At 65.4% G+C, this 24,931-nt stretch carries 23 protein-coding genes and 1 pseudogene; 14 read left to right on the top strand and 10 right to left on the bottom strand.

The annotated features are described in order from the left end of the window. The first annotated feature begins 110 nt into the window (after positions 1–110). Both A3E1_RS42985 and A3E1_RS0130830 read left to right on the top strand, forming a co-directional pair. Positions 111–1,286 carry a sensor histidine kinase gene (locus A3E1_RS42985; protein ID WP_083929712.1) on the top strand — a complete coding sequence of 392 codons (1,176 nt, stop codon included), beginning with the start codon at positions 111–113 and terminating at the stop codon, positions 1,284–1,286. Then, positions 1,283–1,948: a response regulator transcription factor gene (locus A3E1_RS0130830; protein ID WP_020524670.1), complete on the top strand. Its 666-nt coding sequence runs from the start codon at positions 1,283–1,285 to the stop codon at positions 1,946–1,948. The genes A3E1_RS42985 and A3E1_RS0130830 overlap by 4 nt, the downstream gene beginning before the upstream one ends. A 16-nt stretch (positions 1,949–1,964) precedes the next feature. On the opposite strand, the gene A3E1_RS0130835 is transcribed toward A3E1_RS0130830, so the two are convergent. Further along, positions 1,965–2,861: a LysR family transcriptional regulator gene (locus A3E1_RS0130835; RefSeq protein WP_020524671.1), complete on the bottom strand. Its 897-nt coding sequence runs from the start codon at positions 2,859–2,861 to the stop codon at positions 1,965–1,967. Positions 2,862–2,952: 91 nt separating this feature from the next. On the opposite strand from A3E1_RS0130835, the gene A3E1_RS0130840 reads away from it, so the two are divergent. The 5 genes from A3E1_RS0130840 (at position 2,953) to A3E1_RS0130860 (ending at position 7,633) form a co-directional block, all read left to right on the top strand. Continuing rightward, a complete protein-coding gene (locus A3E1_RS0130840) occupies positions 2,953–4,218 on the top strand; it encodes an MFS transporter (protein ID WP_026208999.1) in 1,266 nt (421 codons plus the stop codon). Between the two features lie 62 nt (positions 4,219–4,280). Beyond that, the gene (locus A3E1_RS0130845) at positions 4,281–5,201 is read left to right on the top strand and encodes an EamA family transporter (RefSeq protein WP_020524673.1); all 921 of its coding nucleotides are present in this window, start codon (positions 4,281–4,283) and stop codon (positions 5,199–5,201) included. 13 nt (positions 5,202–5,214) lie between these two features. Then, complete coding sequence (locus tag A3E1_RS0130850; RefSeq protein ID WP_020524674.1) at positions 5,215–5,922, top strand: alpha/beta fold hydrolase; 708 nt, start codon at positions 5,215–5,217, stop codon at positions 5,920–5,922. Then, positions 5,922–6,851, top strand: a complete 930-nt coding sequence (locus A3E1_RS0130855; RefSeq protein WP_020524675.1) for an NAD(P)/FAD-dependent oxidoreductase — start codon at positions 5,922–5,924, stop codon at positions 6,849–6,851. The genes A3E1_RS0130850 and A3E1_RS0130855 overlap by 1 nt, the downstream gene beginning before the upstream one ends. Positions 6,852–6,877: 26 nt before the next feature. Then, the gene (locus A3E1_RS0130860; RefSeq protein WP_020524676.1) at positions 6,878–7,633 is read left to right on the top strand and encodes a DUF899 domain-containing protein; all 756 of its coding nucleotides are present in this window, start codon (positions 6,878–6,880) and stop codon (positions 7,631–7,633) included. Here A3E1_RS0130860 and A3E1_RS0130865 read toward each other — a convergent pair. From A3E1_RS0130865 to A3E1_RS0130875, 3 genes are all read right to left on the bottom strand, one after another. Further along, a complete protein-coding gene (locus tag A3E1_RS0130865) occupies positions 7,630–10,800 on the bottom strand; it encodes a S8 family peptidase (RefSeq protein WP_020524677.1) in 3,171 nt (1,056 codons plus the stop codon). The genes A3E1_RS0130860 and A3E1_RS0130865 overlap by 4 nt on opposite strands. 82 nt (positions 10,801–10,882) lie before the next feature. Next, positions 10,883–11,923: a hypothetical protein gene (locus A3E1_RS0130870; protein WP_020524678.1), complete on the bottom strand. Its 1,041-nt coding sequence runs from the start codon at positions 11,921–11,923 to the stop codon at positions 10,883–10,885. Then, the gene (locus A3E1_RS0130875; protein ID WP_020524679.1) at positions 11,923–12,426 is read right to left on the bottom strand and encodes a SigE family RNA polymerase sigma factor; all 504 of its coding nucleotides are present in this window, start codon (positions 12,424–12,426) and stop codon (positions 11,923–11,925) included. Before A3E1_RS0130875 ends, A3E1_RS0130870 begins: the two co-directional genes overlap by 1 nt. Positions 12,427–12,616: 190 nt before the next feature. Here A3E1_RS0130875 and A3E1_RS0130880 point away from each other — a divergent pair, with 190 nt between their 5' ends. Continuing rightward, complete coding sequence (locus tag A3E1_RS0130880) at positions 12,617–13,195, top strand: RICIN domain-containing protein (protein WP_020524680.1); 579 nt, start codon at positions 12,617–12,619, stop codon at positions 13,193–13,195. Positions 13,196–13,251: 56 nt separating this feature from the next. Here A3E1_RS0130880 and A3E1_RS0130885 read toward each other — a convergent pair whose 3' ends face one another. Next, positions 13,252–14,310: a DUF5937 family protein gene (locus tag A3E1_RS0130885; protein WP_026209000.1), complete on the bottom strand. Its 1,059-nt coding sequence runs from the start codon at positions 14,308–14,310 to the stop codon at positions 13,252–13,254. 98 nt (positions 14,311–14,408) lie between these two features. Between A3E1_RS0130885 and A3E1_RS49250 the strand changes: the two genes are divergently transcribed. Further along, entirely contained in the window at positions 14,409–15,695 is a 1,287-nt protein-coding gene (locus tag A3E1_RS49250; protein ID WP_020524682.1) for an MFS transporter, read from the top strand. Here A3E1_RS49250 and A3E1_RS48640 read toward each other — a convergent pair. Further along, positions 15,657–16,766, bottom strand: a pseudogene (locus A3E1_RS48640) (serine hydrolase domain-containing protein); the annotation flags it as partial. The gene A3E1_RS49250 and the pseudogene A3E1_RS48640 overlap by 39 nt on opposite strands. A gap of 116 nt (positions 16,767–16,882) precedes the next feature. Here A3E1_RS48640 and A3E1_RS0130900 point away from each other — a divergent pair. Genes A3E1_RS0130900 through A3E1_RS0130910 form a run of 3 tightly spaced genes read left to right on the top strand, consistent with a single transcriptional unit; the run spans position 16,883 to position 19,797 of the window. Then, complete coding sequence (locus A3E1_RS0130900) at positions 16,883–17,539, top strand: response regulator transcription factor (protein ID WP_020524684.1); 657 nt, start codon at positions 16,883–16,885, stop codon at positions 17,537–17,539. Beyond that, a complete protein-coding gene (locus A3E1_RS0130905) occupies positions 17,536–18,699 on the top strand; it encodes a sensor histidine kinase (protein WP_020524685.1) in 1,164 nt (387 codons plus the stop codon). The genes A3E1_RS0130900 and A3E1_RS0130905 overlap by 4 nt, the downstream gene beginning before the upstream one ends. A 42-nt stretch (positions 18,700–18,741) precedes the next feature. Continuing rightward, positions 18,742–19,797: an ArsO family NAD(P)H-dependent flavin-containing monooxygenase gene (locus A3E1_RS0130910; RefSeq protein WP_020524686.1), complete on the top strand. Its 1,056-nt coding sequence runs from the start codon at positions 18,742–18,744 to the stop codon at positions 19,795–19,797. 65 nt (positions 19,798–19,862) lie between these two features. On the opposite strand, the gene A3E1_RS0130915 is transcribed toward A3E1_RS0130910, so the two are convergent. Continuing rightward, positions 19,863–21,071, bottom strand: a complete 1,209-nt coding sequence (locus tag A3E1_RS0130915; RefSeq protein WP_020524687.1) for a M28 family peptidase — start codon at positions 21,069–21,071, stop codon at positions 19,863–19,865. Beyond that, positions 21,068–21,301 carry a hypothetical protein gene (locus A3E1_RS46450; protein WP_083929715.1) on the bottom strand — a complete coding sequence of 78 codons (234 nt, stop codon included), beginning with the start codon at positions 21,299–21,301 and terminating at the stop codon, positions 21,068–21,070. Before A3E1_RS46450 ends, A3E1_RS0130915 begins: the two co-directional genes overlap by 4 nt. 86 nt (positions 21,302–21,387) lie before the next feature. Between A3E1_RS46450 and A3E1_RS0130925 the strand changes: the two genes are divergently transcribed. Continuing rightward, positions 21,388–21,753: an ArsR/SmtB family transcription factor gene (locus tag A3E1_RS0130925; RefSeq protein WP_020524689.1), complete on the top strand. Its 366-nt coding sequence runs from the start codon at positions 21,388–21,390 to the stop codon at positions 21,751–21,753. 127 nt (positions 21,754–21,880) lie between these two features. After that, positions 21,881–23,062 carry a molybdopterin-binding protein gene (locus A3E1_RS0130930; protein WP_063825177.1) on the top strand — a complete coding sequence of 394 codons (1,182 nt, stop codon included), beginning with the start codon at positions 21,881–21,883 and terminating at the stop codon, positions 23,060–23,062. On the opposite strand, the gene A3E1_RS0130935 is transcribed toward A3E1_RS0130930, so the two are convergent. Together A3E1_RS0130935 and A3E1_RS46715 are read right to left on the bottom strand one after the other, a co-directional pair. Further along, positions 23,059–24,126, bottom strand: a complete 1,068-nt coding sequence (locus A3E1_RS0130935) for an ABC transporter ATP-binding protein (RefSeq protein WP_020524691.1) — start codon at positions 24,124–24,126, stop codon at positions 23,059–23,061. The genes A3E1_RS0130930 and A3E1_RS0130935 overlap by 4 nt on opposite strands. Further along, a complete protein-coding gene (locus tag A3E1_RS46715; RefSeq protein ID WP_020524692.1) occupies positions 24,123–24,920 on the bottom strand; it encodes an ABC transporter permease in 798 nt (265 codons plus the stop codon). Before A3E1_RS46715 ends, A3E1_RS0130935 begins: the two co-directional genes overlap by 4 nt. Between the last annotated feature and the right edge of the window lie 11 nt (positions 24,921–24,931).

Here is a 24,931-nt window from a genome sequence, read left to right on the forward strand (position 1 = left end):
TCCCTGTCTGGCGCCGGCCGGGAACGGGACCTTGTGTACGCAGATTTGCGTAGGCTGTCTGCGCGTCCGGCAGGGCGACCAGTGTGTCTAAAAACGACTATCCTCGGTTCATGGGAGCTGGCCGAATGCGTTCGCATGACTGGAAACGCCACTGGGGCGATGTCTGGCCGGTACTGCTGATCCTGATACCCGGATTGTTGGGCACCGGTTCAGCGGGCGACGACGAGCTCGGCTGGAGCAGACAGCCAGGCCTGTTCGCCTATGTGCTGGTCGTGTTCGCCGCACTTTCCGCGGCCATGCTCCGCAGGCATCCCGAAGTCACGTTCTCCTGCTGCGCGGCGGCAGTCGTGGTGTACCTAGCGGCCGGGTATCCCGTCGGGCCGATTCTGATCGCTGTGCCGGTCGCCGCAGGTGGCACAGCCGTTGCGTGGCCGTTACGCCGGGTGCTGGTGTGGAACGGCGCGCTGGCGCTAGCGGTGCTGATCGCCGGTGGCATCAGGTTTTCCACCAATGTGGACGCGGCAAGGGGCCGGCCGTTTCTCGCGTGGCTGACGATATCGTTCGCCGCGGTGGCAGTGCTCACCGCGATCGGCGCGGCGACCCGCGCGCGCCGCGAGTCGGAGGTCGGGCTGCGTGCCGCGCACGCCATGCGTGCCGTGTCCGACGAACGCCTGCGGATGGCTCAGGAGCTGCACGATTCGGTGGGCCACGGCCTGGCAGTGATCGCGATGCAGGCGGGAATTGCCTTGCATGTGCTGGAACGTAACTCCGCCAAGGCGCGGGAGTCCCTGGAGGCGATTCAGGCCGCGAGCCGTGAATCCTTACAAGGCATGCGTTTTCAGCTGGACCTGTGGCGGGGCTCTGATGGCGGTGAGCCTGACCGTCCGGCGCCAGGGCTGGCCGACGCTGAGGTCCTGCTGCGCCGCATCCGTGGTGGCGGGCTGGAGATACTGGCGGACATCCGCCCCGGCGAGCTACCACCGGACGTGGATGTGGCCGCTTATCGCATCCTGCAAGAGTCTTTGACTAACGTCCTGCGTCATGCCGGGCCGACGCTGGCCAGGGTGACGATCCTGCGGGAGAGCGACGAGCTGGTGCTAGAAATCGCCAACAATGGACCGGTCAATGAGCCGCCTACCGCAAGCGGCAGCGGCATTGCCGGCATGCGCGCGCGTGCCCAGGCTCTCGGCGGCCGGCTCGAAGCGGGCGTGCGGCCCGAGGGCGGGTTCGCGGTCAGCGCCAGGCTCCCGCTGGCCATCGCGACGGTGCAAGGATCCATGTCGTGATTCGTGTGGTGGTTGTTGACGACCAAGCGCTGGTACGGATGGGACTGCGGACGCTGCTGGAAGACGAGGCCGACACGGAACTGGTCGGCGAGGCCGCTGACGGCAGAGCTGGGGTCGAGATAGTCCGCCGGACCGTGCCGGATGTGGTGCTCCTCGACGTCCGTATGCCCATACTCGACGGGCTCGCCGCATTGCGTGAAATCACCTCGGACCGAGCACTCGCGACAGTCCGCATCATCATGCTGACAACGTTCGAGACGGACGAGTATGTCTTCGGGGCACTGCGAAACGGTGCCAGCGGCTTCATTCTCAAAGACTCACCGCCGAGTGAGCTGCTGCATGCGCTGCGGGTGGTTGCCGAAGGCGCCTCACTGCTTTCGCCCTCGGTGACCCGGCGTGTGATCCAGCAGTTCAGTGCGCGTGGCACGCCCCCGGGCATTTCCGCGCCCGAGTTAGAACGTCTCACTGACCGCGAACGGGAGATGGTGGCTTGGGTGGCCACCGGCCGGTCAAACGACGAAATCGCCGCCGAGCTGTTTGTCAGCCCGGCTACGGTGCGCACTCACGTGAGCCGTGCCATGGTCAAGCTTCGTGCCCGCGACCGCGCCCAGCTAGTCGTCTTCGCCGTCCAAGCTGGACTTAACGTGCCAGGAACGGACTGAACTCCCCGGAGGCGCGCTATTTCTTCTTGGCTAGGTCCGCGGCCACTTCGATCGCGATGGCGATGGCTCGTTGTGCCAGTGGGGACTGGGTTCGCCCTCGCGGCCAGTGCAGATAGATTTCGCGCGGGGGAAGTGCCGGGCGCAGCTCGTGAATGCGCAGACGGTCGTCGGATTCGGCTCCGGCCGCTTGGATGGCCAGCCGTGGTAAGACTGCCGATCCCATGCCGGCTCGCACCATCGACAGCAACATCTCGTTGCCCGCTGTGCGGAAGACGACCTTCGGGTTCGTGTCACTGCGGGCGAGTGCCTCCTCCATGCGGCGCTGGCCGCAGATCGACGGCCACGCCACCATCGGCGCGCCGTCGAGTTGCTTGAGCGGTACGGCATTGCGGGAGAAGGCGCCGTGCTTGGCCACCAGCAGGTACGGATCGTCGAGCAGCTTGACGTATTCGACCTCGCCGTCGAGGGGACCGTCGTAGAACAGCAAGTCGAGGTCACCGATCTGTGGCGTGTCTGGTTCCTCTTCGGACAGCCGGATATCGCAACCGGGGTGCTCATCGCGCAGGCGGCGTACGACGACGGGCAGGATGACCGTGGACACGCTTTGGAAGGTGCCGATGTCGATGCGCCCGTCGCCGGCGTGGAAGCGGTCCACGGCCTCGGCTAGTGCGGCCGCCTTCGCCAGCAGTTCGCGCCCGTGCTCGAGGACGATTGCGCCCAGTGGCGTGAGCCGCACCGCTCTGGGGCCGCCTGGCCGGTCGAACACCGGTCCGTTGACGGATCGCTCCAGTGCGGCGATTTGCTGGCTCACCGTCGATTGGGTGTAGCCGAGCCGTGCCGCGGCCCGGCCGAATGAGCCTTCCTCGGCGATAGCGGCCATCGCGGCTAGGTGCCGTAGTTCGAGATCGGTCACGAACCCAGCCTATCGAACCATCGCTGTTGGCGATCGTGTCGATCGGAAACTATCGCTTTTGGTGAACATTTCCGGCGCCTAGCGTGCCCGTATGACCTCAGTAGTGGCCGGTCGTGGTCCGGCGATCGACCCGAGTGCCCGTAACACCGCAGTACTGGTTGGGTTCACGGCCATCACGAACCTGGCCGATGGCGCGCTCAAGGTTGCCCTTCCGCTGATCGCGGCGTCTATGACCACATCACCCTCGCTGGTGTCAGGCGTGCTGCTTACCCTGACTCTGCCGTGGGTGTTCGCGGCTCTGCATGTCGGAGTGCTCGTGGATCGCCGCGACAGGCGCACTCTTTTGTGGGTTGCGAACGGGGTGCGCGTCGCCGTTGTAGGTGGTTTCCTTGCGGCAATGGCCCTGGAGGCGTTCAGTTTGCCACTGATTTACGTAGGTGGAATTCTGCTGGGCCTAGCCGAGGTGATCGCTTTGACCTCGGCTGCCGCTCTCGTTCCAAGCGCGGTCTCGCCGTCGTTGCGTGAGCGTGCCAACGCCTGGCTGACCGGAGCCGAAACGGTCTGCAACGAGTTCGTCGGACCGTTCGTGGGCGGTCTGCTGGTCGCGATTGGAGCGGCGTTCGCGCTCGGTGCGACCGTGGCTGGATACCTCCTTACCGCGGCAACCCTTGTCCTGCTTGCTGGCCGTTTCCGCGCGGCCGCCAAGGAAGGCCAGCCGTCCCGGTCGGTCCACCAGCAAATCGGCGACGGCTTGCGGTTCCTTTGGCGCGAACGGCTGTTGCGCGTGATGACGCTCGTCGTTGCGGCGCTCAACACGTGCTGGGGAGCGTGGCTGGCGCTCATGCCGTTGTACGCGACAAAGGTCATGGGATTGCCGGTTAGCCGGTATGGACTCCTGGTGGGCGCGCTGGGGTTGGGTGGCCTGACGGGCACGATGATCATGTCGGTCAGCACGCGTCTGTTCGGGCGGCGTTACGTGATGTTCGCGAACGTGGTGCTGACCTTTGCCCTGGTGGCGATTCCCGCGGTGACGGCGAACGTTTGGGCGGTCGGCTTAGGCGCTTTTCTGGGCGGTGTGGGCGGTGGGCTCTGGGTGGTCAATTCGCGAACCGTCAGCCAAATTCTGGTCCCCGGTGACATGCTGGGCCGCTACAGTTCCGCGTCGCGGATGTTCGGCTGGGGTGCCGTTCCGGTCGGCGCCGGCCTTTCCGGGGTTCTGGCCGAATGGTTCGGGTTCTCCGTGTCGTTTGCCTTCTTTTCTCTGGCAACCGTCCTGGTGATAGTTCCGTTCGCGCGGGTGTTCACTCCTGCGGTTCAGGCTGAGGTTGAGGCCAAGGTCAGTATCGATCGTGTTTAGCGATGGTGCTGATCGGAAATCATCGCTTTTCGCGATGACTTGGCCGGGCTAGCGTCGGTGACATGACGACCGCCAGCTTCGCGCCAGCGAAGACCCGAAGCCCATTGCTACTCATTGGGGCCGCGCTGACAATCGTCTACGTAGTCTGGGGTTCGACCTATCTCGCGATCCGGATCATGGTCGAGGAGATGCCTCCGTTTGTCAGCGCCGGTGCCCGCTTCCTTGTGGCTAGCTTGTTGTTGGCCGGGGTGCTGACGGTGCGAGGCGGTCTGAGCCGGCTTGCCGTGACCCGTCAGCAACTCCTGGGATGTGCGCGGATTGGGCTGCTTCTCGTGGCGGTGGGCCAGGGCCTGGTAACCCTGGCCGAGCACGGTGGGGCAACGTCCGGCATCACGGCGTTACTTGTGGCAGCGGTGCCGCTATGGATCATCTGTTTGCGTGTGCTGTCAGGTGAACGTCCGGCGGGCACGACGATGGCGGGCGTGGCGATCGGCTTTGGCGGCCTGGTGGTGCTGGTCGCCGCGACCGGATTCGGTGGCGCCTTTCCGATTTGGACGATGGTGGCGGTCCTCGTCGCGGGACTGTCGTGGGCCTACGGCTCGTGGCGGCAGCCGCGCATGGCGCTTCCGCGTGACCCGTTCGTGATCGCGGTCTACGAGATGCTCATCGGTGGCGCCGTCCTGACCGTGGCTGGCTTCATCAGTGGCGAGCGGCTCGACCCAGCGGCGTACTCCGCCCGGTCCTGGATGGCGTGGGGCTACCTCGTCCTATTTGGATCCGTCGCGGCGTTCTCCGCCTATGTCTGGCTGCTGCAATCGACGGCGACGTCGTTGGCGGCCACGTATGCCTATGTCAATCCGTTAGTCGCTGTGTTCCTGGGATGGCTGATTCTCGCTGAGCCAGTGACGGTACCCCTCGTCGTCGGCGGGCTGATCGTGGTGCTCGCGGTGGCCGTCGTCGTTCGCTCCGAGTTTCAACGATAAAGAGGAGAGTCCAATGAGTACGTTCGTGTTGATCCATGGTGGCGGCGACGTCGGATGGTCGTGGCACTTGGTGCAGGCCGAATTGCAGGCACGTGGGCATGATGTGATAGCTCCTGACCTTCCGGGTGATGACGAGTCGCACACCTTGGAGGATTACGCCGACGCGGTCGTGGAAGCGGTTGGTGACAGGCGAAACCTGGTCGTCGTGGGCCACTCGTTTGGTGCGTTCACCGCCCCGCTGGTCGCCGCGCGGCTGCCCGTCGAGGTGCTGGTCCTGTTGGCCGGCATGGTTCCGAGGCCGGGCGAGTCGCCCGACGAATGGTGGGCCAACACCGGTTACCAGAGCGCGGTGCAAAAGCAGGCCAAGCGTGATGGCGGCTTAACCGGCCACGCGGATCCTTTCGTGAGCTTCTACCACGATGTGCCGCGGCAACTGGCCGAGGAAGCGATGAGCAAGGAACGCGCGCACCCATCGAGCGCCGCATCGGCCGCCGTCTGGCCGCTGAAGGAATGGCCTGACACCCCAACGAGGTTCGTGCTCTGCACGGAGGACCGCTTCTTCCCACCCGACTTCTTCCGCCGCCTCGTGCGCGACCGTCTGGGATTCGTCCCGGACGAGATCGCGGGCAGCCACTGCGTGGCACTGAGCCGGCCCAAAGAGGTGGCCGACATTTTGGCGGGCTATGCGGCGACCGCTTCAGCTGCGAAGGCTGGCCAGTGATGTTCGATGCCATCGTCGTCGGCGGGGGACCAGCTGGTCTGTCCGCCGCCTTGACTCTCGGCCGCGCCATCCGGCGTGCGCTCTTGATAGATTCCGGCGAGTACCGCAACGCGCGCGCTGAGAACATGCACAACTTCCTTACCCGCGATGGCATCCCGCCGAGCGAGTTTCGCGCGATCGCCCATGCGGAACTCAAGCGGTATCCCACGATCGAGACCCAGAAAGCGACCGTCAACAACGTCACACCTATAGGGGACGGGTTTGCGTTGACGCTGGGCGATAGCTCGACTGTTCAGACACGGCGCCTGATTCTGGCCACGGGTCTGGCCGACGACCTGCCGCCGATCGAAGGGCTCGCGCGGCTATGGGGACGCGGCATCTACCACTGTCCGTACTGCCATGGCTACGAAGCCGCCCGCGGCGAGCCGATTGCTGTGCTGTACCACGACGCCATCATGGTCGACCTCGCCCTGCACTTGCGGAGGTTCAGCCCTGACGTCGTCCTGTGTGCCAACGGGCGCGCCGGCGAACTCGACGAAACGGCACTGAATCGGCTGGCGGACAACGGCGTATTGGTACGCGACGAAAAGGTCGTTCGCTTGGAGGGTGGCGAGGAAACGCTTGAGCGCATCGTGTTCGCATCTGGCGAGCCGTTGCCCCGCAAGGCGCTGTTCGCTGTCGGACAGTTGAGGCAGCGCTCGGCATTGCCCAGCAAGCTGGGATGCCGTTTGCTGCCAGACGGTTGCGTGGAGGTCGACGACTTCCAGGCGACCAGCGTCGCTGGCGTCTACGCCGCTGGCGACATGGCACACCGGCCGAGCCTGCCGATGCCGCTTCCCTTTGTGGTTACGGCGACGGCCAGCGGCACCATTGCGGCGATCGCGGCCGACAAGAACCTGGTCGCGACCGACACCGCCCCTCGGGCTTGACACCACCGTCCATATTGGAGGCCAAAATGTCATATCCACCAGTCGTTTCCAGGCCAGATTGGCTAGCCGCACGCAAGAAACTGCTCGTACAGGAAAAACAACTCACCCGCGCACGGGACAAGGTCAACAGCGACCGCCGAAGACTGCCAATGGTCAAGGTAGACAAGGAATATGTCTTCGACGGGCCTAACGGCAAGGCAACGTTGCTGGAGCTGTTCGAGCAGCGCCGCCAGCTGATCGTCTACCACATGATGCTCACGCATTGTCCCGGCTGCTCCCTGCTCATCGACAACATCGGCCACCTCGCCCACTTGCACGCCCGCGACACCACGCTCGTCGTGGTGAGCAGAAGCCCGTTCGCCGAGCTTGATGATTTCCGCCGCCGCATGGGCTGGACGATGCCGTTCTACAGCTCCCACGGCTCTGACTTCAACTACGACTTCCACACCACAGTGGACTCATCAGTCGCGCCCGTCGAAATCAACTTCGCCGACGAGGAAGAACTACGGGCGGCCGGCATCGACTACGAAGGCGAAGTAGCCGGCGCGAGCGTGTTCCTGCGCGACGGCGAGGACATTTTCCACACATACTCCACCTACGAGCGCGGCACGGACCTGCTGAACGGCACCCTGGTCTACCTCGACCTGACTCCCCTTGGCAGGCAAGAGGACTGGGAAGAACCCGCTGGCAGAAGCAACGCCTCGGCGTCGGGCTGGTGGCAACTGCACGACGAGTATGCCCCAGGTGATTCCGCCTGGGGCATGCCTAAACCAGCTAGCTAGCGAATCCGGTACGCGCGAATGATTGTCTCCTCGAAGGCGTTGCCCGCGTTGTCGGCGACCTTGGCCCGCAGTGACGCGAACCCGCTCCCTGACGGGTGCGGAATGTAAGCGGCGCCAAGGATTACCGGCACCCTGATCCAATGCGCGCCGTCGTCAAAGGACACTTCGACACAGAGCGTCGTGAGCTTGCCCGGCTTCGAGCCTGCCTGCGCCGCTGCGGTGACCGCAACCCGGTGAACCTGTCCACCGGCCAAACTGTTGTGCGCATCCAGCTTCGGCTGCAGCGTCACTCCCCACAACGGCAGCATCGTTTCGTTGTCTGCGTGTCCGCTGCGGAACGTCCATGCCGCGCTGACTGTCGTGGACAGTTCGCTCTGGTGGGTGGCCTGTGTCTCGAGCTGGTAGGTGCCCGGCGACGGCGGCACATATGCCTGTAGCCACACCGGATAATCCGATACCAGCAGCTTCTTTCCATCTCGGGACAACACCGTCGGCACAGTGCCGGAAGCAGCGCCCCACCGGCGGTGACCGTCCGAGAAGTCGCTGAGGTTGATTTCCATGACGTTGCCGATCCGGCGCGTTGGCGCCTCAAGCATGACGGCCTGGGGGAATGCGCTACCGAATACGCCCGAGTTCCACGCCTCGCCGGACCGTCCGGAGTAAGTCTTATAGGCCGGATCCCAGGTGCTTGTCCGCGATTCGTTCTCGCCAAAGGTGTCGAACACACCAAGCCATTCCACACCCGGGTCGGTGTTGTAGAACTCGGTGCGTTTGAAGGGCAAACGCATGAACGTGCTGGCGTAGAAACCACCCGCCCCGAAATCCGAGATCGACGGGAACGCACGCTTGTCGCCCATCGTGTTCGCGCCAATGGCCGCGTAAACCGAATGCACTTGAGCGAGGTCTTTGTCCGCGACGTCGCGCTGGAATCCGTTAGCCATCTGTCCCCGGATCGGGAAGTTGAGCAGATAGGCGTACGGGCTGTCCATGTTGCCCGCCGCGGTGAACTGTGCGCCGACGCGTGAGAGGAACTTCGGCTCGGTCTGCTCGGGGCCGATGCGGCCGGTGAACAACTGGTCCGGCGAATTCGAGCCGACAAGATGTCCTGTCGTCCAGCCCTCATCATGCATCAGGATGGCCGAAGCGTCGGCCATCTGGGCCTGGGCATCAGGGCGGGGCACCGTGATTTTGATCGGCTGTGCTTGGCGCGCATCGACCACGATAGTCATATCGTGATCGACGTCAAGCCGGGGTTGCGCCATCAACGTGGAGCCGTTTTCGCTAGAAATGAAACTGTCCAAGGTGTACGCACCGCGCCGCACCCGGAACACGGTCGTGTCCACACCAGAGTCGATCCCGGTGTCCGGCAGGCTCCACGCCCCGTGCCGGGACAGCCGGGTGGCAAACCAGCTCGGCACGCCGCTGGCCCGGTCAATGTGCTTAACGGTGACGTCGTAACTCTCGACCTCGTTGTCCAGCCCGAAAGCCGTGCGCACAACGGTTTCCCCGGCCGTCGCGACGACCCAGCCGCCGATCGCCCCGGTCGGGCTCGCGGCAGTCGTTGCCGCCCTTAACGTGACGCTCGTGGTCCCGCCCGCCGGGACGCTCACCGTGGCGGCGCTCAGCGAGAACAACTCTGGCCCTGCAATAGCCAGGTGTAGCACGACTGGCTGCGTGCCGTGGTTGGCGTAGGTCAGTTCTTTGCTCAGGACCTCGTCGTCGGTGTGCGGAAAGGCCTGGCGCCCAAAGCTGACACTCGCCGGATGTGTTGTGATGCTTTGCACGATCGCCCGGTGCAGGTCGAGGCCACCGGCGCCCTGCTCGAATACGCCATTGACCGGGTTGGGCCGAGCTGACGCCATGAGAGCCGCTTTCAGCTGGCTGCCGGTCCAATCAGGATGTAGCTGGGCGAGCACCGCCGCCGCACCCGAGACCTGTGACGCGGCCATCGAGGTGCCCGATAGTGTCGTGTACAGATCACCGTAGTAGCCCGGAACCGTCATCGCGTCCTTACCTCTGGCCGCGGTGACGTCGACGCCGGGCGCGGTGAGGTCTGGTTTGACAGCGGCATCGCCGAGCCGAGGCCCGCGTCCCGAAAACGGCGCCACCGCACCGGTGCTGTCGGTCGCACCGACGGTCAACGCCGCGTCGGCACTGCCCGGGGTGAAGATGGTCTTCTCGTTGCCTGCCGCCGCTACGAAAAGCGCACCGTACTGATCGGACAGTCGCTGCACGGCTTCCTCGATCGGGTCGGTCTCCGCGTGGTCCGGCCGGCCAAAGCTCATATTCACGATCTTGGCGTGCTGCTCACCGACGGCCCACTCCATCGCCGCGACGATCCATGACTCGCCGCAGAAGGTCGGGAAATCGGTCAGGCTGACCACCACGCATACCTTGCCGTCGAGCAGCTTCGCGCCGGGTGCGGCTGCCGCAGCAGTTGCCGCGACGTGTGTGCCGTGCCCAGAAAGGTCACGCTCGTCCTCGTACCCGGGCTCGGTGAAGTTCTGCCGCGCCACGACGCGCCCGGCGAGGTCGGGGTGAGTGTCATCGATGCCGCTGTCCAAAATGGCCACGGTTACCCCGTCGCCGGCTAGCTGCGCTCGCGACGGCGAAACTCCTTTTCCCGGCGCCGGTTTGGCTTGGGCGGGACCGGCTTTGCGCATGCCGTCGAGCCAGATCCGGGAAGCCGAGGAGAGCTGGCGCCACGATTGAGCCGCGGTGGCACGATCCTGATGCACGGCCGTGGCCTTCAGCGAACGCAACTGGCGCTGATGGGCTAGGCCCGCGGTGCTAGGCCCACCAGACACGATGAGCGGTAGGTAGTCGCGGCGGTCGTAGCCGAATTCAAGCAGGGCCGTCACATCGAACAAGCGTGGATCTAGGCGGCCGGAGGCGAGAAGCTTGGCCGCGTCGCCAGGGATGACACGGGTTCGCTTGCCATCGTTGAGAGTGGTGAAAGTGATGTCCTTGCGGCCTGGTCCCGGGTGTACGGAGACGTGCTGTCCATCCACGACAGTCACCTCGTCTCCGGTGATCAGGGTCAGGGTGCGAGCTTTGCTGTTGCCTTGGGCTGGCCTGGCGATGTCCTTGGGCGAGGCGCCACTAACCGGAGCTGTCCCGAACGCCAGGGCGAGTCCGAGCAGGCCGCTGAGGAGTTTTGTTCGCATACCTGGTACCACGCGGTGGCAGATGTATGCTGTTGCATGCGAAAAGCCCGGTCCCATCATGAGACCGGGCTTTCGTCACCTGTCAGGTGGCCGGGGTGAAGCTGCCCATCACCTTCAACGCGTCGGACTGGTTGAGGTCTCCGCTGAGTTCGGCGACGCGATCGCCGTACCGGTACCGAACAAAGCCGTCAGTCAGCTCGAACTCGCGACCGTCGACTGTCCTATTCGGAACAAACGGCATACCGTCCAGCCGCAGCGTCTCCACCCGAAACGTCCCGTAGGTGAGCTGGTCGAACAGGTGGCCATCGCTCATGAGACCCAGCTGGCACCCCGTCAGCTCGGAGCCGCTAGGCGTCCACGTCAGCTGGAAATCCACCGCGCACACGTAGGACTTGTCCAGCACGACTAGCCCGGCCACCTCCAGCATGGCCTGTTTCCGCTGTTCCACAGTGGACGCTGGAATGTCGCCATGGACCGCGAAGACGCCCACGTGCACGCCGTCATTTGTCGCCCATGTCAGAGCCGACCACTTCGCCTCAATGCTGTAGGTGAGCGTCGCGGGCCGCCCGTACACCGTCAGCGGCTCGGTTGACCGCTCTCCGGGCCAGGCTTCTCCACCATCGCCCAGCGCGGTCATCAGAGCCGCCGCGGAATCCGCACGGCCCACGGTGTAACCGCTCACCGGCCCGGGCACGCTGGGTACGCGCCCAACATTGAGCTTCTGCCAGTGAGCGCGGGTCTTCCACTCGAGCATGCTGACTTCGGGGTCGGTGACGTCTAGACGCAACACGCTCGGCCCGGTCTCTCCCGTCGCGAGGGGTGGGCGGGCGGTCAGCAACTTCTGCGGGCTTTCCGACGGGCTGGCTGTCGGTGCCGGCTTGACGGGGCCGGCCGTGGCGGGCTGTAGACCGTTGTCGCCGTTACCTTTTGGCGTACCCACCAAAGAAACAGTGAGTGCGGCGGTGAGCACGAGCGCGACGGCGCCGGTGCCGAACATGGCGTGCCGCAACCGGCGCTGCCGCATCCCTCGCCGTCTCGCCCCGCTGAGGAGGTCTTCCACGTGGACCGGGTCGCCGGCCCGACTCGTCAGCGCTTCGCGGATCGCATCGTCGATCTCGCTCATCAGTGCATCCTTCCCGAATTCAGTGCGGGCTGCTTACCCAGCTGTTCACGCAGGGTGGCGAGCGCTCGCATCACTTGCGAACGAACGGTGACGGTCGAGCAATTCAAAATGTCGGCGATGGACGCGTCGTCGAGATCCTCGTAGTAGCGCAGCACGACAGCCGCCCGTTGTTTGGCGGGCAGCTGCGAGACCAGTCGCCAAGCCGCGTCCCGGTCGGCTGCTTCCTGGCCGATGTCGCCGCGGCCGGCTGGCTCGGCGATCGTGCCTGTGGTCAGCTCGCTGGAGGATTTTCGGCGCCAGCGGGAAATGTTCGCGTTGACCAGCATCTTGCGAACGTATTGATCCGGGTCTCCACCTTGGACGATCGATTTCCAGCGAACGAATGCTTTGCCGAGCACCTCCTGCACGAGGTCCTCCGCGAGATGGCGGTCGTGCACGAGCAAGCGGGCGAGCTGCACCAGACGCGCGCCGCGTAGCCTCACGTAATCGTCGAACGTGACCATTCGTCGGTCCCTCCTTGGCCCAGGCCGTCACCAAGGATGCACGCGGCGCAGCGTCTGGTTTGTTGCATGCCATTCAAGAACAATTTGGGGTACGCCGAGAGTGGTCCTGTGAGCGCCTCATAATGCCGACTCGATGTCGTCAATCCGCCAATGTGAATCTGTCTGTTGCCCGCGTGGCGAAAGTGTTCGTATGACACTTCGACGGCGCTGGGCGGCGTTGGTGGTCACTTTCGTGGTGGCCATGGCGGTCGTCCCGGGAACCCCGGCGGCCGCAGCCGAGATCGGGCCCCTGCAAATCATCAACTACAACAGCGGTCTGTGTATGGACATCAAGGACCGCAGCACCTCTTCTGGCGCGACGATCCACCAATGGACGTGCCGCCGGCAAACCAACCAGCTGTGGTGGTTCACCCATCAGCCGCAAGGCAACGGGGGCTTCTGGGACATCCGTCCACAAAGCACCATCCTGCGTGACCCTTCGCTCTGCCTGACCAATCCGGGCTGGAGCAAGGCCAACGGACACGACTACAAGACCCGCGACTGCACCGCACCGCCGTGGGCCGACAGCAGCCAGGGCTTCTCCTACACCCTCGGCCTGCCATACGCGTCGCCGCTACCGACGCCCGGCCCGCAATACCGCTACCGCCTGATCAACTGGTTCTCGCAGATGTGCCTGGAGGTTACCGGCGGCAGCACGTCGCTGGGCGCCATCATCCAGCAAGCACCCTGTGATGGCAGCGCGAAACAGCTCTGGATCATCAATTACTAGCGGATGTCGCCGATCCCGGGGCTGCTCATCGCGGCTTCGGGATCGGCGCGCTGGGCCTAGCGCAGGATCGCCTCGACGAAATCGGCACCGAGACGGGCGCAGACCGTGAGGTCGAGCTGGTAGAGCACATATCGCCCGCGCCGGCTGACTGTCACCAAGCCGGCCTGTTTGAGTACCGTCAGGTGCCGGGAGACCTCGGGCGCGGTCAGCTGCCAAGCGTCGGCGAGCTCGCCGGTGGTGTGCGGCCCGCGGGCGATGGTGCGGGCGAGCCTGCGCCGCACGGGGTGGGCGAGGGCGTCAATGCGCTGCTGCACGAGGCGCAGGGGAATGGGGTCGGGCAGGCCCTGTGCGGCGACCGGGTACTGAATCACGGGCCGCCAGCCCGGAGCATGCACGACAAGCAGGTGAGGGTGCCCGAAGGCCGTGGGAATGAAGGTGACCCCGCTGCCGTGTGCGGTGGTCGCGTTGTCCTGAAGTTTGTCGACCACGATCCGGTTGTCCTGCAGCGAGACCGATGGTGAAACGGCGCCGAGCATGGCCGAAAGTCCACGGTGCGCCAATAGATCCGCCTTATGGCGGGAGTCTGCGGCGAGCTGGTGCTGCACCCGTGCCCATGATTCGGCGAAGAACGCCTGCTCGCAGTCCTCGAGCAGGCGGCGCACCCAGGCGCGCACACGCGGCGGATCGGCCAGCAGCCGCTCGGCGAATTCGGCCTGCCGTGGGCCGCGTGCCATTGCCTGCTCAAGTGCCTTTTCACGGGAGAAGAGCCGGTGCAGCGGCGTCGAACCGCAACTGGTGGTGATCAGCGCCGAGAACACGTAGGTCTCGTCGTCGAGCCGATCGACCTCGTCTAGCTCTTGGGCCAGAGTTGCCTGCGGCTGGCCGGGGACGAAGAAGTCGGCGCGGGCCGAGCGCCAGAGGAAGTCGGCCTCGATCAGGCGCTCGCTGAGCTCGGGCTTGAGTGAGGCGGAAGTGGCGGCGATCCAGCCGTGCAACGCCGGGTGGTGGCCTGGCTCGGAGAGCGCGTGAAGCATCGAGGTCAGCTCGGCCAGCGGCGAAGGTGCGAAGACGTACCGCTCGTCTGCCATGCCGGTGATGTCGATCGTGAGGGCCACGCGCCAATAGTGCCCGCCACCGCGCCCGAAAGCTTGCGGATTGACGATCCCCGTCAACCCACGAGCGTCCCGGCCGCGCGTTGGGGAGATTCGATCGCGTGCGCAGATATGTGGTGGCCCTGGCGGTCGATTCGGTGGGTGGCGGGATGCTGCGGCCCTTCTTGGTGCTTTATGGCGTGACGGTACTCGGGCTGGGGGTGGGGGAGGCCGGCGTCGCACTGTCGGCGGGCTTGCTGGCGGGGCTCGCCGCGCTCCCACTCCTGGGACGGTGGATCGACCGCGGTGTACGATCGGCGGCGGTGGCGGCGACGCTTTTCATTCGTGTTGCTGGCATAGCTGTGCTGCTTACCGGTCGCGGGTTCGCGGCCTTCGCGGTGGCGTCGGTCCTGTTGGGCGTTGGCAGTCAGGCTTTTCCCGCGGCGCACGCTGCCGTGGTGGCAGCGCTCAAGCAGGGACGCGAACGCGATGCCGCACTCGCGACGACACGTTCGGTGCGCAACGCCGGCCTGGGTGCGGGCGCGCTGCTCGGGCTGCTAGCCGTGGCCGGCGGCGGAAATGTCCTCAAGGTACTTATTGCCGCCACCGCCTTGGCATTCCTTGTCGCAGGCGGGCTCACGCTGTCGACGAGGGTGACAGCCGGGCGGCCAAAGCACGACGGTCGCCAGGGCACGGCGCCCAGCATGGCCGTGCTTCTTGTGGCCAACCTTCCCTTCGCCATGTGCTTTAGCGTGCTTGAGGTCGTGTTGCCGGCCCTGCTCGCGACCCGGATGCAGGCCAACGCCGCCTGGCCAGCGGCCTTGTTTGTTGGCAACACCGTGCTGGTGATCGTGCTCCAGGTGCCCCTTGTCAGATGGCTGTCGAAATGGGCCCGCGGCACGGTGTTCGCCGCCTCAGGGGTCGTGCTTGGATTGTCCTATCTGGGCTTCTGGGTGGGTGAGGCGGCCGGGGCGGTGGCCATCGCCGCGGTCGGCGTCATCTACACGCTGGGCGAAATCCTTTACACCGGAAGCGGAACCGCCCTCGTCATCGCGAGCACGCCACCGGCGCAATTGGGCCGCGCGCTGGTGCGCTTTCAGCTTTCCACCGGACTAGGTATGGCCATCGCACCGGCAGCGCTCCTGGGATTGCTCGAGGTTGGCCCGGCTGCGCTTTGGGGGTCCCTCAGCGTGGCTACTTTTGCTGCGGCCCTTGCTTTCCGCTGGAAGCCGGTCGTCAGGTCGCGGTGGTCGTTAAGCGCGGCCGGTGATGAGGTTCCGTTCGCGGCTGATGATCGTCTCAAGGTCGATCTGGTCGTAGTTGCTCAGGATGACACCGGTCCAGTCAAGGTCGCGGTAGATCGTCCAGTTGGCCGACTCGCCCGCCGCGCCGCCGCCGTGGCCGAATAGCAAGTGGTTGTTGTGCACGGGTGCGGGCGCACCGTACGCGGTGAAGCTGCGCACGGCGGGATCGGCAACACCACGGGGACGGTTGGGGAACTTCGGGCTCATGAACAGCTCGGTGTAGGCGGGGTTTAGCAGCTTTCCCCGCTGCAAGGCATTGGCGAAGCGGACCAGATCGCCCGCGGTGGAAAACCCGTTACCACCACCGGTGCCAATGAACATGCGTGCCGCGCCGATCCCGGCACGCAGGGCATCGGCCCGGTTGCCTGAGCTTTCCAGGGTGTAGGGGTGCGCGATTCGCTTGTCGGCCAGCCATTGTGACCGCGTGTAGAAGCCGGAGCGCGTCATGCCAGCGGGGTTGAAGATGTGGTCGCGCACGTAGTCGTAGAACGACTTACCGGAAACTCGCGCGACGACGGCACCGAGGGTGTCGTAGCCGTTGTTGCTGTAACGATTCCCTGTTCCTGGCGTGAACTGCAGCGGTTCCTTGCCGATGATCCTCAGGGTTTCGTCCATGACCTCCGCGGCGCTGGTCCAGGTGCCGGCCTTGTCCATGAACTCCGCGTTGGTGAGCAGGTCGCCCATGCCGGAGGTGTGGGTCAGCAGGTGGTGGATCGTGACGGTGCTGGCGATCGCCGCTGGGAATCCGTCCAAGTAGGTGCCGAGAGTTCCGTAGAAGTCAATCTTTCCCTGCTGGGCGAGCTGAAGGATCGCCAAGGCGGTGAACGGCTTTGACGCCGATGCGAGAGCGAAGATGGTGTCGATTTCGTTGGCGAGGGACTGCTCTTTGTCGGCCATGCCGTAGGACCTGGCGAGGACGGTCTTGCCCCGGCGCGCCAGGAGCACCGTTCCGGAGAACTTGTCCTCAGCGGCCATTTGGGCGATGAGCTTGTCGTATTCCCCGCCGGGCCGCAGGCCCTTCGGCACCGAGGAAGTTTCGAAAGGCCCGGCACCGTTGGCCGCGTGGGCAGTGCTGGAGCCAGCGATCACTCCGGTCGCGGCAAGCGGGGCAGCTCCCAGGAGCCCAAGAAGATGGCGCCGTGACGGCTGGCGGGCGGGCAAAGACTGGTGCGGCATAGGGGGTCCTTCTCGTCAGACAACTGATGTGTCATCACTTCTACCTATCGGCCGTTATCGGCAGCCGATGGCAGAGCCATACATCATCCATATGCCGGCGGTGCCACAATGGCCTGGTGCGGGTGCTGCTGGTCGAAGATGAAGAGCCGCTGGCCGGTTACATCGCGGCCGGGTTGCGCAAGCACGGGTTCGTCGTCGACCTCGCCGCCGACGGCCAGACCGCTTTGGACAAGTTCGAAGTCACGCAATACGACGTGCTTGTGTTGGACCGTGACCTGCCCGTCGTGCACGGCGACGCTGTCTGCCGATATGTGGCTGACCGTGGCACCGCGCGCATCCTGATGCTGACCGCGTCTGGAGCGGTGCAGGACCGCGTCGATGGGCTAACGTTTGGCGCCGATGACTATCTGGGCAAGCCATTCGCGTTTTCAGAGCTTGTCGCGCGAGTCCACGCCCTGTCACGGCGGACCAGCCCCGCGCGGCCACCCGTGCTCCATAGCGCCGGCCTGACGCTTGACCCCGCAAGGCGAACAGCCGAACGGGACGGACGCTTGCTAGACCTGACGCCAAAGGAGTTCGGTGTGCTGCAGCAGCTGCTCGCAGCCGATGGCGACGTCGTCAGTGCGGAAACGTTGCTGGACAAGGTTTGGGACGAGCACACTGATCCGTTCACCAACGCGGTGCGCATCACCGTCGGCACCCTTCGCCGCAAACTTGGTGAGCCACCGGTCATTCACACGGTGACCGGTGCCGGGTACCGGATCGGGTCATGACTCTGCGGCTGACGGCCCGCGGCCGGCTCGCTGTCCTTTACACGGCTGTCGTTTTGGGCGCCGGCGCTGTGCTGACGGCGCTGACCTACGTCCTGGTGCAGCGCAGCCTGGAGAATCAGTGGATTGTCATCAAGACCGATCCGTCGATGGTGCCCACCCCGGTTCCGGTTAACAGCCAAGCGATTTCCTCCATAGCTGAGCAAGTGCGCTCGCAGACGCTTTCGGAGATGCTGACCCAATCGGCCATCGCGCTAGCGATCGTCACCGTTCTGGCCGCCGTGCTTGGATGGGTGATAGCTGGACGGATTCTCAAGCCCATTCGTGCGGTCGCCGCTACCGCGCAGCGGCTTTCGGCGGAAGACCTTTCCGAACGAGTTCCGGTCACCACTCCAGCAGACGAACTCGCTGCCCTGGCGACCACCATCAACGCCATGCTCGACCGTATCCAAACTGGAGTCACAGATCGCGACCGGCTTCTAGAAAGCCACCGCATGTTCGTCGCCAACGCCGCTCATGAGCTACGCACACCCTTAACCACGATGCGTACCGCGATCGACGTCACGTTCGACGGCCAGCCCACGGCTGACGAAATGGGCACGATGGTCGCTGACCTCGGTGCCGCGATCGAGCGCAGTCAGCGCACTCTCGACGGGCTCCTTGCCCTGGCACGCAGCCAGACCGGACCTAGTAAAAGGCTTCCAGTCAATCTGGCAAGCCTCGTCGCCGATGCGGTCACAGGCATCCGCGCACTGGCTGCAGCCCGCAACATTAAGCTGCACACCGATCTGCGAAATGCGCCCACGGCGGGGGAGCCGGCGCTACTGGAACGAATGGCCGTCAACCTGATCGATAATTCCTTGCGCCACAACCACACCGACGGGCACATCACCGTAAAGACCGGCGCGGCCGAGGCACAGGTTTACTTGCAGGTTGCCAACACCGGCCAGCCAATCCCGCCAAACGATGTGGAAGATCTCTTCAATCCGTTCGTACGAGGCGACGTGTCCGGCGCACGTGACGGTGGGGTCGGCCTCGGCTTGTCCATCGTCCGTGCGATCGTGACGGCACATGATGGCCATATCTCCGGCTCCGCACGACCTGCCGGTGGGCTAGTCATCACCGTGAGCCTTCCGATCGACCACAGCGGCGAGCAAAGGTAAGGCCCGCTCCGTCACCCGGACACCGGCACCTAAGGTAGATCAGTGACCTCACACGATGTGGTGGTGATCGGCGGTGGGCAGGCAGGGCTGGCTGCCGGGTTCTACCTTCGCCGCCAGGGACTGGATTTCGCCATCCTCGACGCTCAGGACACACCCGGCGGGGCGTGGCAGCACATGTGGGAGTCGTTGCGGTTGTTCTCCCCAGCGCAGTTCAGCTCCTTGCCCGGTTGGCAAATGCCCATGACCGACGGGTACCCGGGCACCGCGCACGTCATCAGCTACCTGGCCCGCTACGAGCAGCGCTATAAGTTGCCGGTCCACCGGGGTGTAAGAGTGCACGCCGTGCGTCGCGCAAGTAGCGGATTCCGTTTGGACACAACGGGTGGCGAGTGGTCCGCACGAGTGGTCGTATCGGCGACCGGGACGTGGTGGCAGCCCTTCATTCCCGCCCTCGCCCGGGGATCTGCCTTCGGTGGCCGGCAGCTGCATACCGTCCAATATGGAAAGCCGCAGGACTTCACCGGACAGCGGGTCGCGGTCGTCGGCGCGGGGAACTCCGGTGCGCAAATCGCCGCCGACCTGATCGGACACGCCGCGCAGGTGCGGTGGATGACGCGCCAGCCGCCCCGGTTCCTGCCGGACGATGTCGACGGCCGGGTCCTGTTCCAGCTGGCTAACCAGCGATACCGGGCGCTCAAGGCAGGACTTGAAGTACCGCCGGGTATCAGTGAACTCGGAGACATCGTCGCTGTCCCACCGGTGCGCCACGCCCGCGATTCCGGCCGGCTGCACCGGATGCCGATGTTCACCCTCCTCGGCGCAGACGGGCCAGTGTGGGCAGACGGCAGTACCTGGCCATGTGAGGTCATCGTCTGGGCGACCGGCTTCCGGCCGGCACTGCATCATCTTGCCCCGCTTCGGTTAGAGCGCGAGAATGGCCATCCGGTGACGGACGGCACCGGGTACCGGCATGATCCGTATCTGCAGTTGCTCGGCTACGGCGACTGGACCGGGCCGGCCGCGGCCACCCTTATCGGCGTCGGGCCGGTCGCCCGGGATATGGCCGCTCAGATCAAGGAGCTTGTTGCCATCAAATAGACAGACAGCCCGCCAGATCTTGGCGGGCTGTCTGTGTTCACGGTCAGTGCGGCGAGCGCCGTGATTTAGGCGGCCAGGGCGTTCACGGTAGCGGTGACGAGTTCAGCGGCGGCCAATAGTGTTTCCGGTTCGACGGTTTGCGGGACCTCGGCAGGGGTCTGGTAGGCGGGGATGCCCATCCCTATCCCGATCGCCGCGTGGCCAGCCGCGGCGTAGCGGCGGTTGTCTGAAGGCATGGCCTTCCCACGCAGCGGGATGCCAGTTTGGCGACCAGCCTGGTCGAGCGCTGCCACAAGTGCCTGGGCTGGGCCGCCCGCTTCGATAGCGGCGGCTTCGTGTAGCTGTGCGGCGCCGTCGACGTTGATGAGGGCAGTGCCGGAGGGCAATTGCGGTGCGTGGTGGGCCGAACCGTGCGCGCCGGCCTCTTCGCCATCGAGCAGCGCCACAGCCAGGCCAACATGCGGTGCAAGCGTGGCGTGCAAGCGTTGCGCTGCTTGCAAAACGACGGCGACTCCTGAGGCGTTATCGCCTGCCGCAGGGAATCGTGTCCCGTCAGGGTCATCGCCTACACCGTCAAAGTGGGCAGTCAGCCAAACCGACAGCGCGCCAGGTGCGGGCTCGCGAAAGACGCCATACACGTTGGTGCCGACCACATTTACTGTCTGCAACGGCACCGCCGCGGACACGACGGACTGGTGCCCCTCGCGTACCGAGAAGGCCATCTCATCGAAGACGTCTCGGCGCACCGACAGCACGGGCAACGGGCACGCTGCCGGACCGGCGATCATCTTGGGCATCCAGCCGGCATCATCGGTCCCGCGCGGCAGCAGGAGCCCCACTGCACCAGCATGCGTGAGCGCTGCCGCACGGACCGCGCTGTATGAGGAATCGAGCACCCAGGCACCCGCGCGCGGTATGCCAGACAGTGGCCCGGTCACCGGGAAGGGGACGCTGGCAGACGCGAGGTGCTCGGCGAAATCTCTGCGGTGCGACAGATTTCGCGCCCCCGCTGGTGACTCCCACCGCAATCGTGGCATAGCGGAAAGACGCTTGACCGCGCCGTGGAGCGCGAACGAGTCCAAATGTGTCTGCGCGCCAAGGCTTTCCAAGTGCGCAGCCAGCCAGGCCGATGCCGCTTGTCCACCGGGGGTGCCAATTTGGCGGCCGGTGAAGTCGTCTGCCGCGAGCCGGGCGATCACGCCCTGCATTCGCCGCAAGGCTTCGCTGGCGAGGGCGGAGCCGGTGACGACCGGCTCCGCCGTGCGGCTGTTCATCCGCAGCAGCCCTGACCCGAAGCGACAGCCTCAGCCTTGGCGGTTGTGCCGCAGCAGCTGCCGGCTTCTTGCGCCTCGGCCGTGGTCCCGCAACACGGGCTGGCAGCGGCGGTGACCTCGATCGTGGTCGTTGCCGCGGGTGCGCTGCCGCAGCAGCCGCCCGCCGACGGTGGGGTGAACGCCTGGCCGAGGTCGCCAGTAAACCCGCCAGAAGTGGGTGCAGTCGTCATGATCTCGTCCCTTGTCTAGATGATTTTCGAATCAGCGCGCTGGAGGCAAGCTTGCACCTTGTTTAGAAGTCTGTCAACCTAGAGGCATGTCGAAACAGCTAGTGGTTCTGGACACCTCCACGGGAGCCTGCTGCGAGCCCCTCACACAGGCCGCGCTGGACATCAGCCAGGCCGAAACGCTGGCGCCGATGTTCAAAGCGCTTGGTGACCCGATCCGGCTGCGGCTGCTGTCGATGATCACCTCGGCGGAGGGCGGCGAGGCATGCGTGTGTGACATGACGCCACAGTTCGACGTGTCCGGGCCGACCATCTCGCATCACCTGAAAGTTCTGCGTGAGGCTGGCTTGATTGAGGGTGACCGGCGTGGGACGTGGGTGTGGTACCGGCCGCTACCTCAGGCGATGCGTGCCCTCGCTGCTGTGCTCAACACCCCAGTCGGTGCTGGCGTGTGAACAGCGGCGGCGATCAGGCTGCGCGGCTGCGATCTCACAGGCGGCCTGCTCTGGCGGTGAGGGGTTCGGTGCGGTGCTGAATTGTGTTTGAACGTTTTCGGTTACCGGCCTGTTGTGTAATCGTTTCATGGTCGCTGTGGCGGTAGGCAATGTTGACGTGGCACATATGGCGTGGGCTGCCGCCCGCGACGTCGCCACCGCCGTCCCCGCGATGGGCGCGCCGGTGAAAGTGGCCGTGGATTCCGCACATGGACTGGCGCTGGCCAAAGATGTCACCGCGACCGTGGCGTCGCCGCCGTTCATGTGTGCGGCGATGGACGGTTACGCCGTGCGTGGTTTGGGGCCATGGCGGGTTGTCGGCAAGGTGCTGGCGGGAGCAGCGCCGTTGCCGCACAAGCTAATGCCCGGGGAGGGCGCCGAGATCGGAACGGGCGCGATCGTGCCCGACGGCACCGACGCGGTCATCCCTTATGAACAGTGCCAAGTGGAGCACGACATCGTGACCGCTGAACCTCCCACCCGCCGGCACATCCGGCATGCCGGTGAGGATTTCCCGGTCGGCGAAGTGGTGGCCTCGGCAGGACAGCGGGTCACGGCTGCGGTCGCCGGTGTGGTGGCACAGTCTGGTGTGGACGTTGTTTGGGTAACGCCGCAGCCGTCGGTATGGCTGATCGTGACCGGCGATGAGGTGATCACGTCCGGTGTGCCGGTGGCCGGGCAGGTTCGTGAAGCCCACACCGCGGTGGTCGCGGCGTTGACAGGACGGGCCGGCGGGGTGTTCGCGGGACGCACGGTGATTGGCGACGATCCGCAATTGCTGCGGCAGGAGCTTGAAGCCACGTCCGCGAAAGTTGTGGTGGTATCGGGGTCCTCTTCGGCGGGGCGGGCCGATCACTTGCGTGAGGTGCTGACGGGCATGGGTGGCCGTTGGCTGATCGATGGCGTGGCGTGCCGTCCTGGCCATCCGCAGGGGCTGGGGCAAACCGTGGACGGTCGCTGGGTGGTCAGTCTTCCGGGCAATCCGTTCGCGGGGATGGTGGCGGGCCTGACGTTGCTGGAGCCGTTGGTGTCCAGCCTCGCTGGGCGCGACCCAGCTAAAGCGTTGCGGCTGCCGGTTTCCGGCCACGTCGGGCCGTATGAGCATGGTGTGCGGCTGGTGCCGGTCACTTTGGACGATCGTGGGGGAGCCGTTGTCATCGCTGGTTCCCGCCCCGGGAGTCTGCGTGCGGTGGCGCGGGCTGACGCGGTCGCGGTGATCGAGCCAGGATGGACAGACGGTGCGGTGGCTGAGTTGCTGCTTGTTCCCTAGGCGGGGTAGGCGCGCGTTTCGGTGGCTTTGACCGCGGCCCAGATGTGCTGGCCGGGGTTGAGGTGCAGGTGCGCCGCCGCGGCGGGGGTGACATCGGCTGCGGTGACCATGGGTCCGCCGAGCTGGATGCGCAGGTTGTCGCCGTGGCGGTGGATGCCGGTGATCGTGGCCTGCCAGGTATTGCGGGGGCTGCCGTCCGGCTTTTGCTGATACAGCGACACAGCCGAGGGTGAGAATGCCACAAATGCTTGCCCGACAAGGGGTTGCGTCGTGGTGAGGTTGAAGCCTCCCGGCAGGGTCACGCTGGTGCCGGTAGCGGTGCCCTGATACAGGTTGAGGCCGACCAGCCGGGCGATGTAGTCGGTGCGGGGCTGCGCGGTGATGGAGGCGGCGTCACCTTGCTGCACGATGGTGCCGTCTTCGATAACGACGAGGTGCTCGGCGAGCATCATGGCGTCGAGCGGGTCGTGCGTGACGATCAGCGTGGCGCCGGGATGGCCGTGCAAGTGCTGGTGCAGTTCGGCGCGGGTGTCCACGCGGGTGCGCGCGTCGAGGGCGGCGAGTGGTTCGTCGAGCAGCAGCAGCGCGGGATTGACGGCCAGTGCGCGGGCGAGGGCGACGCGCTGGGCTTGCCCGCCGGACAGGTGCCGTGGTCTACGGTCAGCGAGGTCTGCCAATCCCATTCGGCCGAGCCAGGCTGAGGCTAGAGCGCGGGCTTGTGTTTTCGTGCTGCCGTGGCGGCGTGGCCCGAACGCCACATTGTCCAATGCCGACAGATGCGGGAACAGCAGGTAGTCCTGGAACACAACGCCGACGGCCCGCTTCTCTGGCGGCACGAACAGTCTCGCGCCCGGATCGTCAAGCGTTTGCCCTTCGAGGCGGATGTGCCCGCCGGACAAGGGCCGCAACCCGGCAAGTGCCCGCAGCGCGGTGGTTTTGCCGGCGCCGTTAGGGCCAAGGAGGGCGACGACTTGCCCAGCGGCGACAGCCAAGTCGATGCCGAGCCGGAATGAGCCAAGCTCGACCTCAATTCGGGCATCCAATGTGGACACTGAAGAGGTCATGGTGTAATCCACTTGTCGCGCAGGGCCGCGAGAATGGCTACTGACACGGTGAGCAGGACGAGCGAGAGCACGATCGCTGCCTGCAGATCGGTTTCCAAGGCTAGATATACGGCCAGGGGCATGGTTTGGGTGCGGCCGGGGAAGTTGCCGGCGAAGGTGATAGTGGCGCCGAATTCACCCAGTGCCCTTGCCCAGCAAAGGACCGCGCCCGCGCCGATGCCAGGGGCGACGAGCGGCAAGGTGACGCGCGTGAAGGTGCTCCACCGTGTCGCGCCTAGTGTGGCGGCGGCTTCCTCATAGCGGGAGTCAGCGCCGCGTAATGCGCCTTCGACCGCGATGACTAGGAACGGCATCGCCACAAATGCTTCGGCGAGCACCACTCCAGCGGTGGTGAACGGCAACGTGATGCCGAAGGTGTCATCAAGCCAGGAGCCGATCAGGCCACGGCGGCCGAAGACCAGCAACAGAGCCACACCGCCGACGACCGGTGGCAAGACAAGGGGGACCGTCACGAGTGCCCGGACAAGCCGCCGCCCGGGAAAGTTGGTGCGCGCGAGCAGCCACGCCAGCGGAACCCCGAAAAGCATGCACAGCAAGGTGGCGATGGTGGCGGTTTGCAGCGAAAGGCCAAGGGCGGCAAGGACACCCGGCTCGGCCAGGCGTCGAGGAAGGGTGGCCCACGGGGTGCGAATGAGCAGCCCGGCCAGCGGCAGCACCAGGAATGCCATCCCCGCGATGGCCGGAATGAGCAGGGCTAAGGGAATGCGGGCCCGGCCGTGCCGGTCGGCTGCCATCGGTGGCGCCC

The sequence above is a fragment of the Catelliglobosispora koreensis DSM 44566 genome (genome assembly GCF_000379685.1).
In the GTDB taxonomy this organism is placed as follows: domain Bacteria; phylum Actinomycetota; class Actinomycetes; order Mycobacteriales; family Micromonosporaceae; genus Catelliglobosispora; species Catelliglobosispora koreensis.

Coding starts and splice junctions, on each gene's coding strand:
- A3E1_RS0130930 (WP_063825177.1), top strand. CDS start 21,881: ATGGTCGCTGTGGCGGTAGGCAATGTTGACGTGGCACATATGGCGTGG.
- A3E1_RS0130925 (WP_020524689.1), top strand. CDS start 21,388: ATGTCGAAACAGCTAGTGGTTCTGGACACCTCCACGGGAGCCTGCTGC.
- A3E1_RS42985 (WP_083929712.1), top strand. CDS start 111: ATGGGAGCTGGCCGAATGCGTTCGCATGACTGGAAACGCCACTGGGGC.
- A3E1_RS0130915 (WP_020524687.1), bottom strand. CDS start 21,071: ATGAACAGCCGCACGGCGGAGCCGGTCGTCACCGGCTCCGCCCTCGCC.
- A3E1_RS0130870 (WP_020524678.1), bottom strand. CDS start 11,923: ATGAGCGAGATCGACGATGCGATCCGCGAAGCGCTGACGAGTCGGGCC.
- A3E1_RS0130850 (WP_020524674.1), top strand. CDS start 5,215: ATGAGTACGTTCGTGTTGATCCATGGTGGCGGCGACGTCGGATGGTCG.
- A3E1_RS0130855 (WP_020524675.1), top strand. CDS start 5,922: ATGTTCGATGCCATCGTCGTCGGCGGGGGACCAGCTGGTCTGTCCGCC.
- A3E1_RS0130860 (WP_020524676.1), top strand. CDS start 6,878: ATGTCATATCCACCAGTCGTTTCCAGGCCAGATTGGCTAGCCGCACGC.
- A3E1_RS0130840 (WP_026208999.1), top strand. CDS start 2,953: ATGACCTCAGTAGTGGCCGGTCGTGGTCCGGCGATCGACCCGAGTGCC.
- A3E1_RS0130880 (WP_020524680.1), top strand. CDS start 12,617: ATGACACTTCGACGGCGCTGGGCGGCGTTGGTGGTCACTTTCGTGGTG.
- A3E1_RS46450 (WP_083929715.1), bottom strand. CDS start 21,301: ATGACGACTGCACCCACTTCTGGCGGGTTTACTGGCGACCTCGGCCAG.
- A3E1_RS0130935 (WP_020524691.1), bottom strand. CDS start 24,126: ATGACCTCTTCAGTGTCCACATTGGATGCCCGAATTGAGGTCGAGCTT.
- A3E1_RS0130875 (WP_020524679.1), bottom strand. CDS start 12,426: ATGGTCACGTTCGACGATTACGTGAGGCTACGCGGCGCGCGTCTGGTG.
- A3E1_RS0130905 (WP_020524685.1), top strand. CDS start 17,536: ATGACTCTGCGGCTGACGGCCCGCGGCCGGCTCGCTGTCCTTTACACG.
- A3E1_RS0130845 (WP_020524673.1), top strand. CDS start 4,281: ATGACGACCGCCAGCTTCGCGCCAGCGAAGACCCGAAGCCCATTGCTA.
- A3E1_RS0130865 (WP_020524677.1), bottom strand. CDS start 10,800: ATGCGAACAAAACTCCTCAGCGGCCTGCTCGGACTCGCCCTGGCGTTC.
- A3E1_RS46715 (WP_020524692.1), bottom strand. CDS start 24,920: ATGGCAGCCGACCGGCACGGCCGGGCCCGCATTCCCTTAGCCCTGCTC.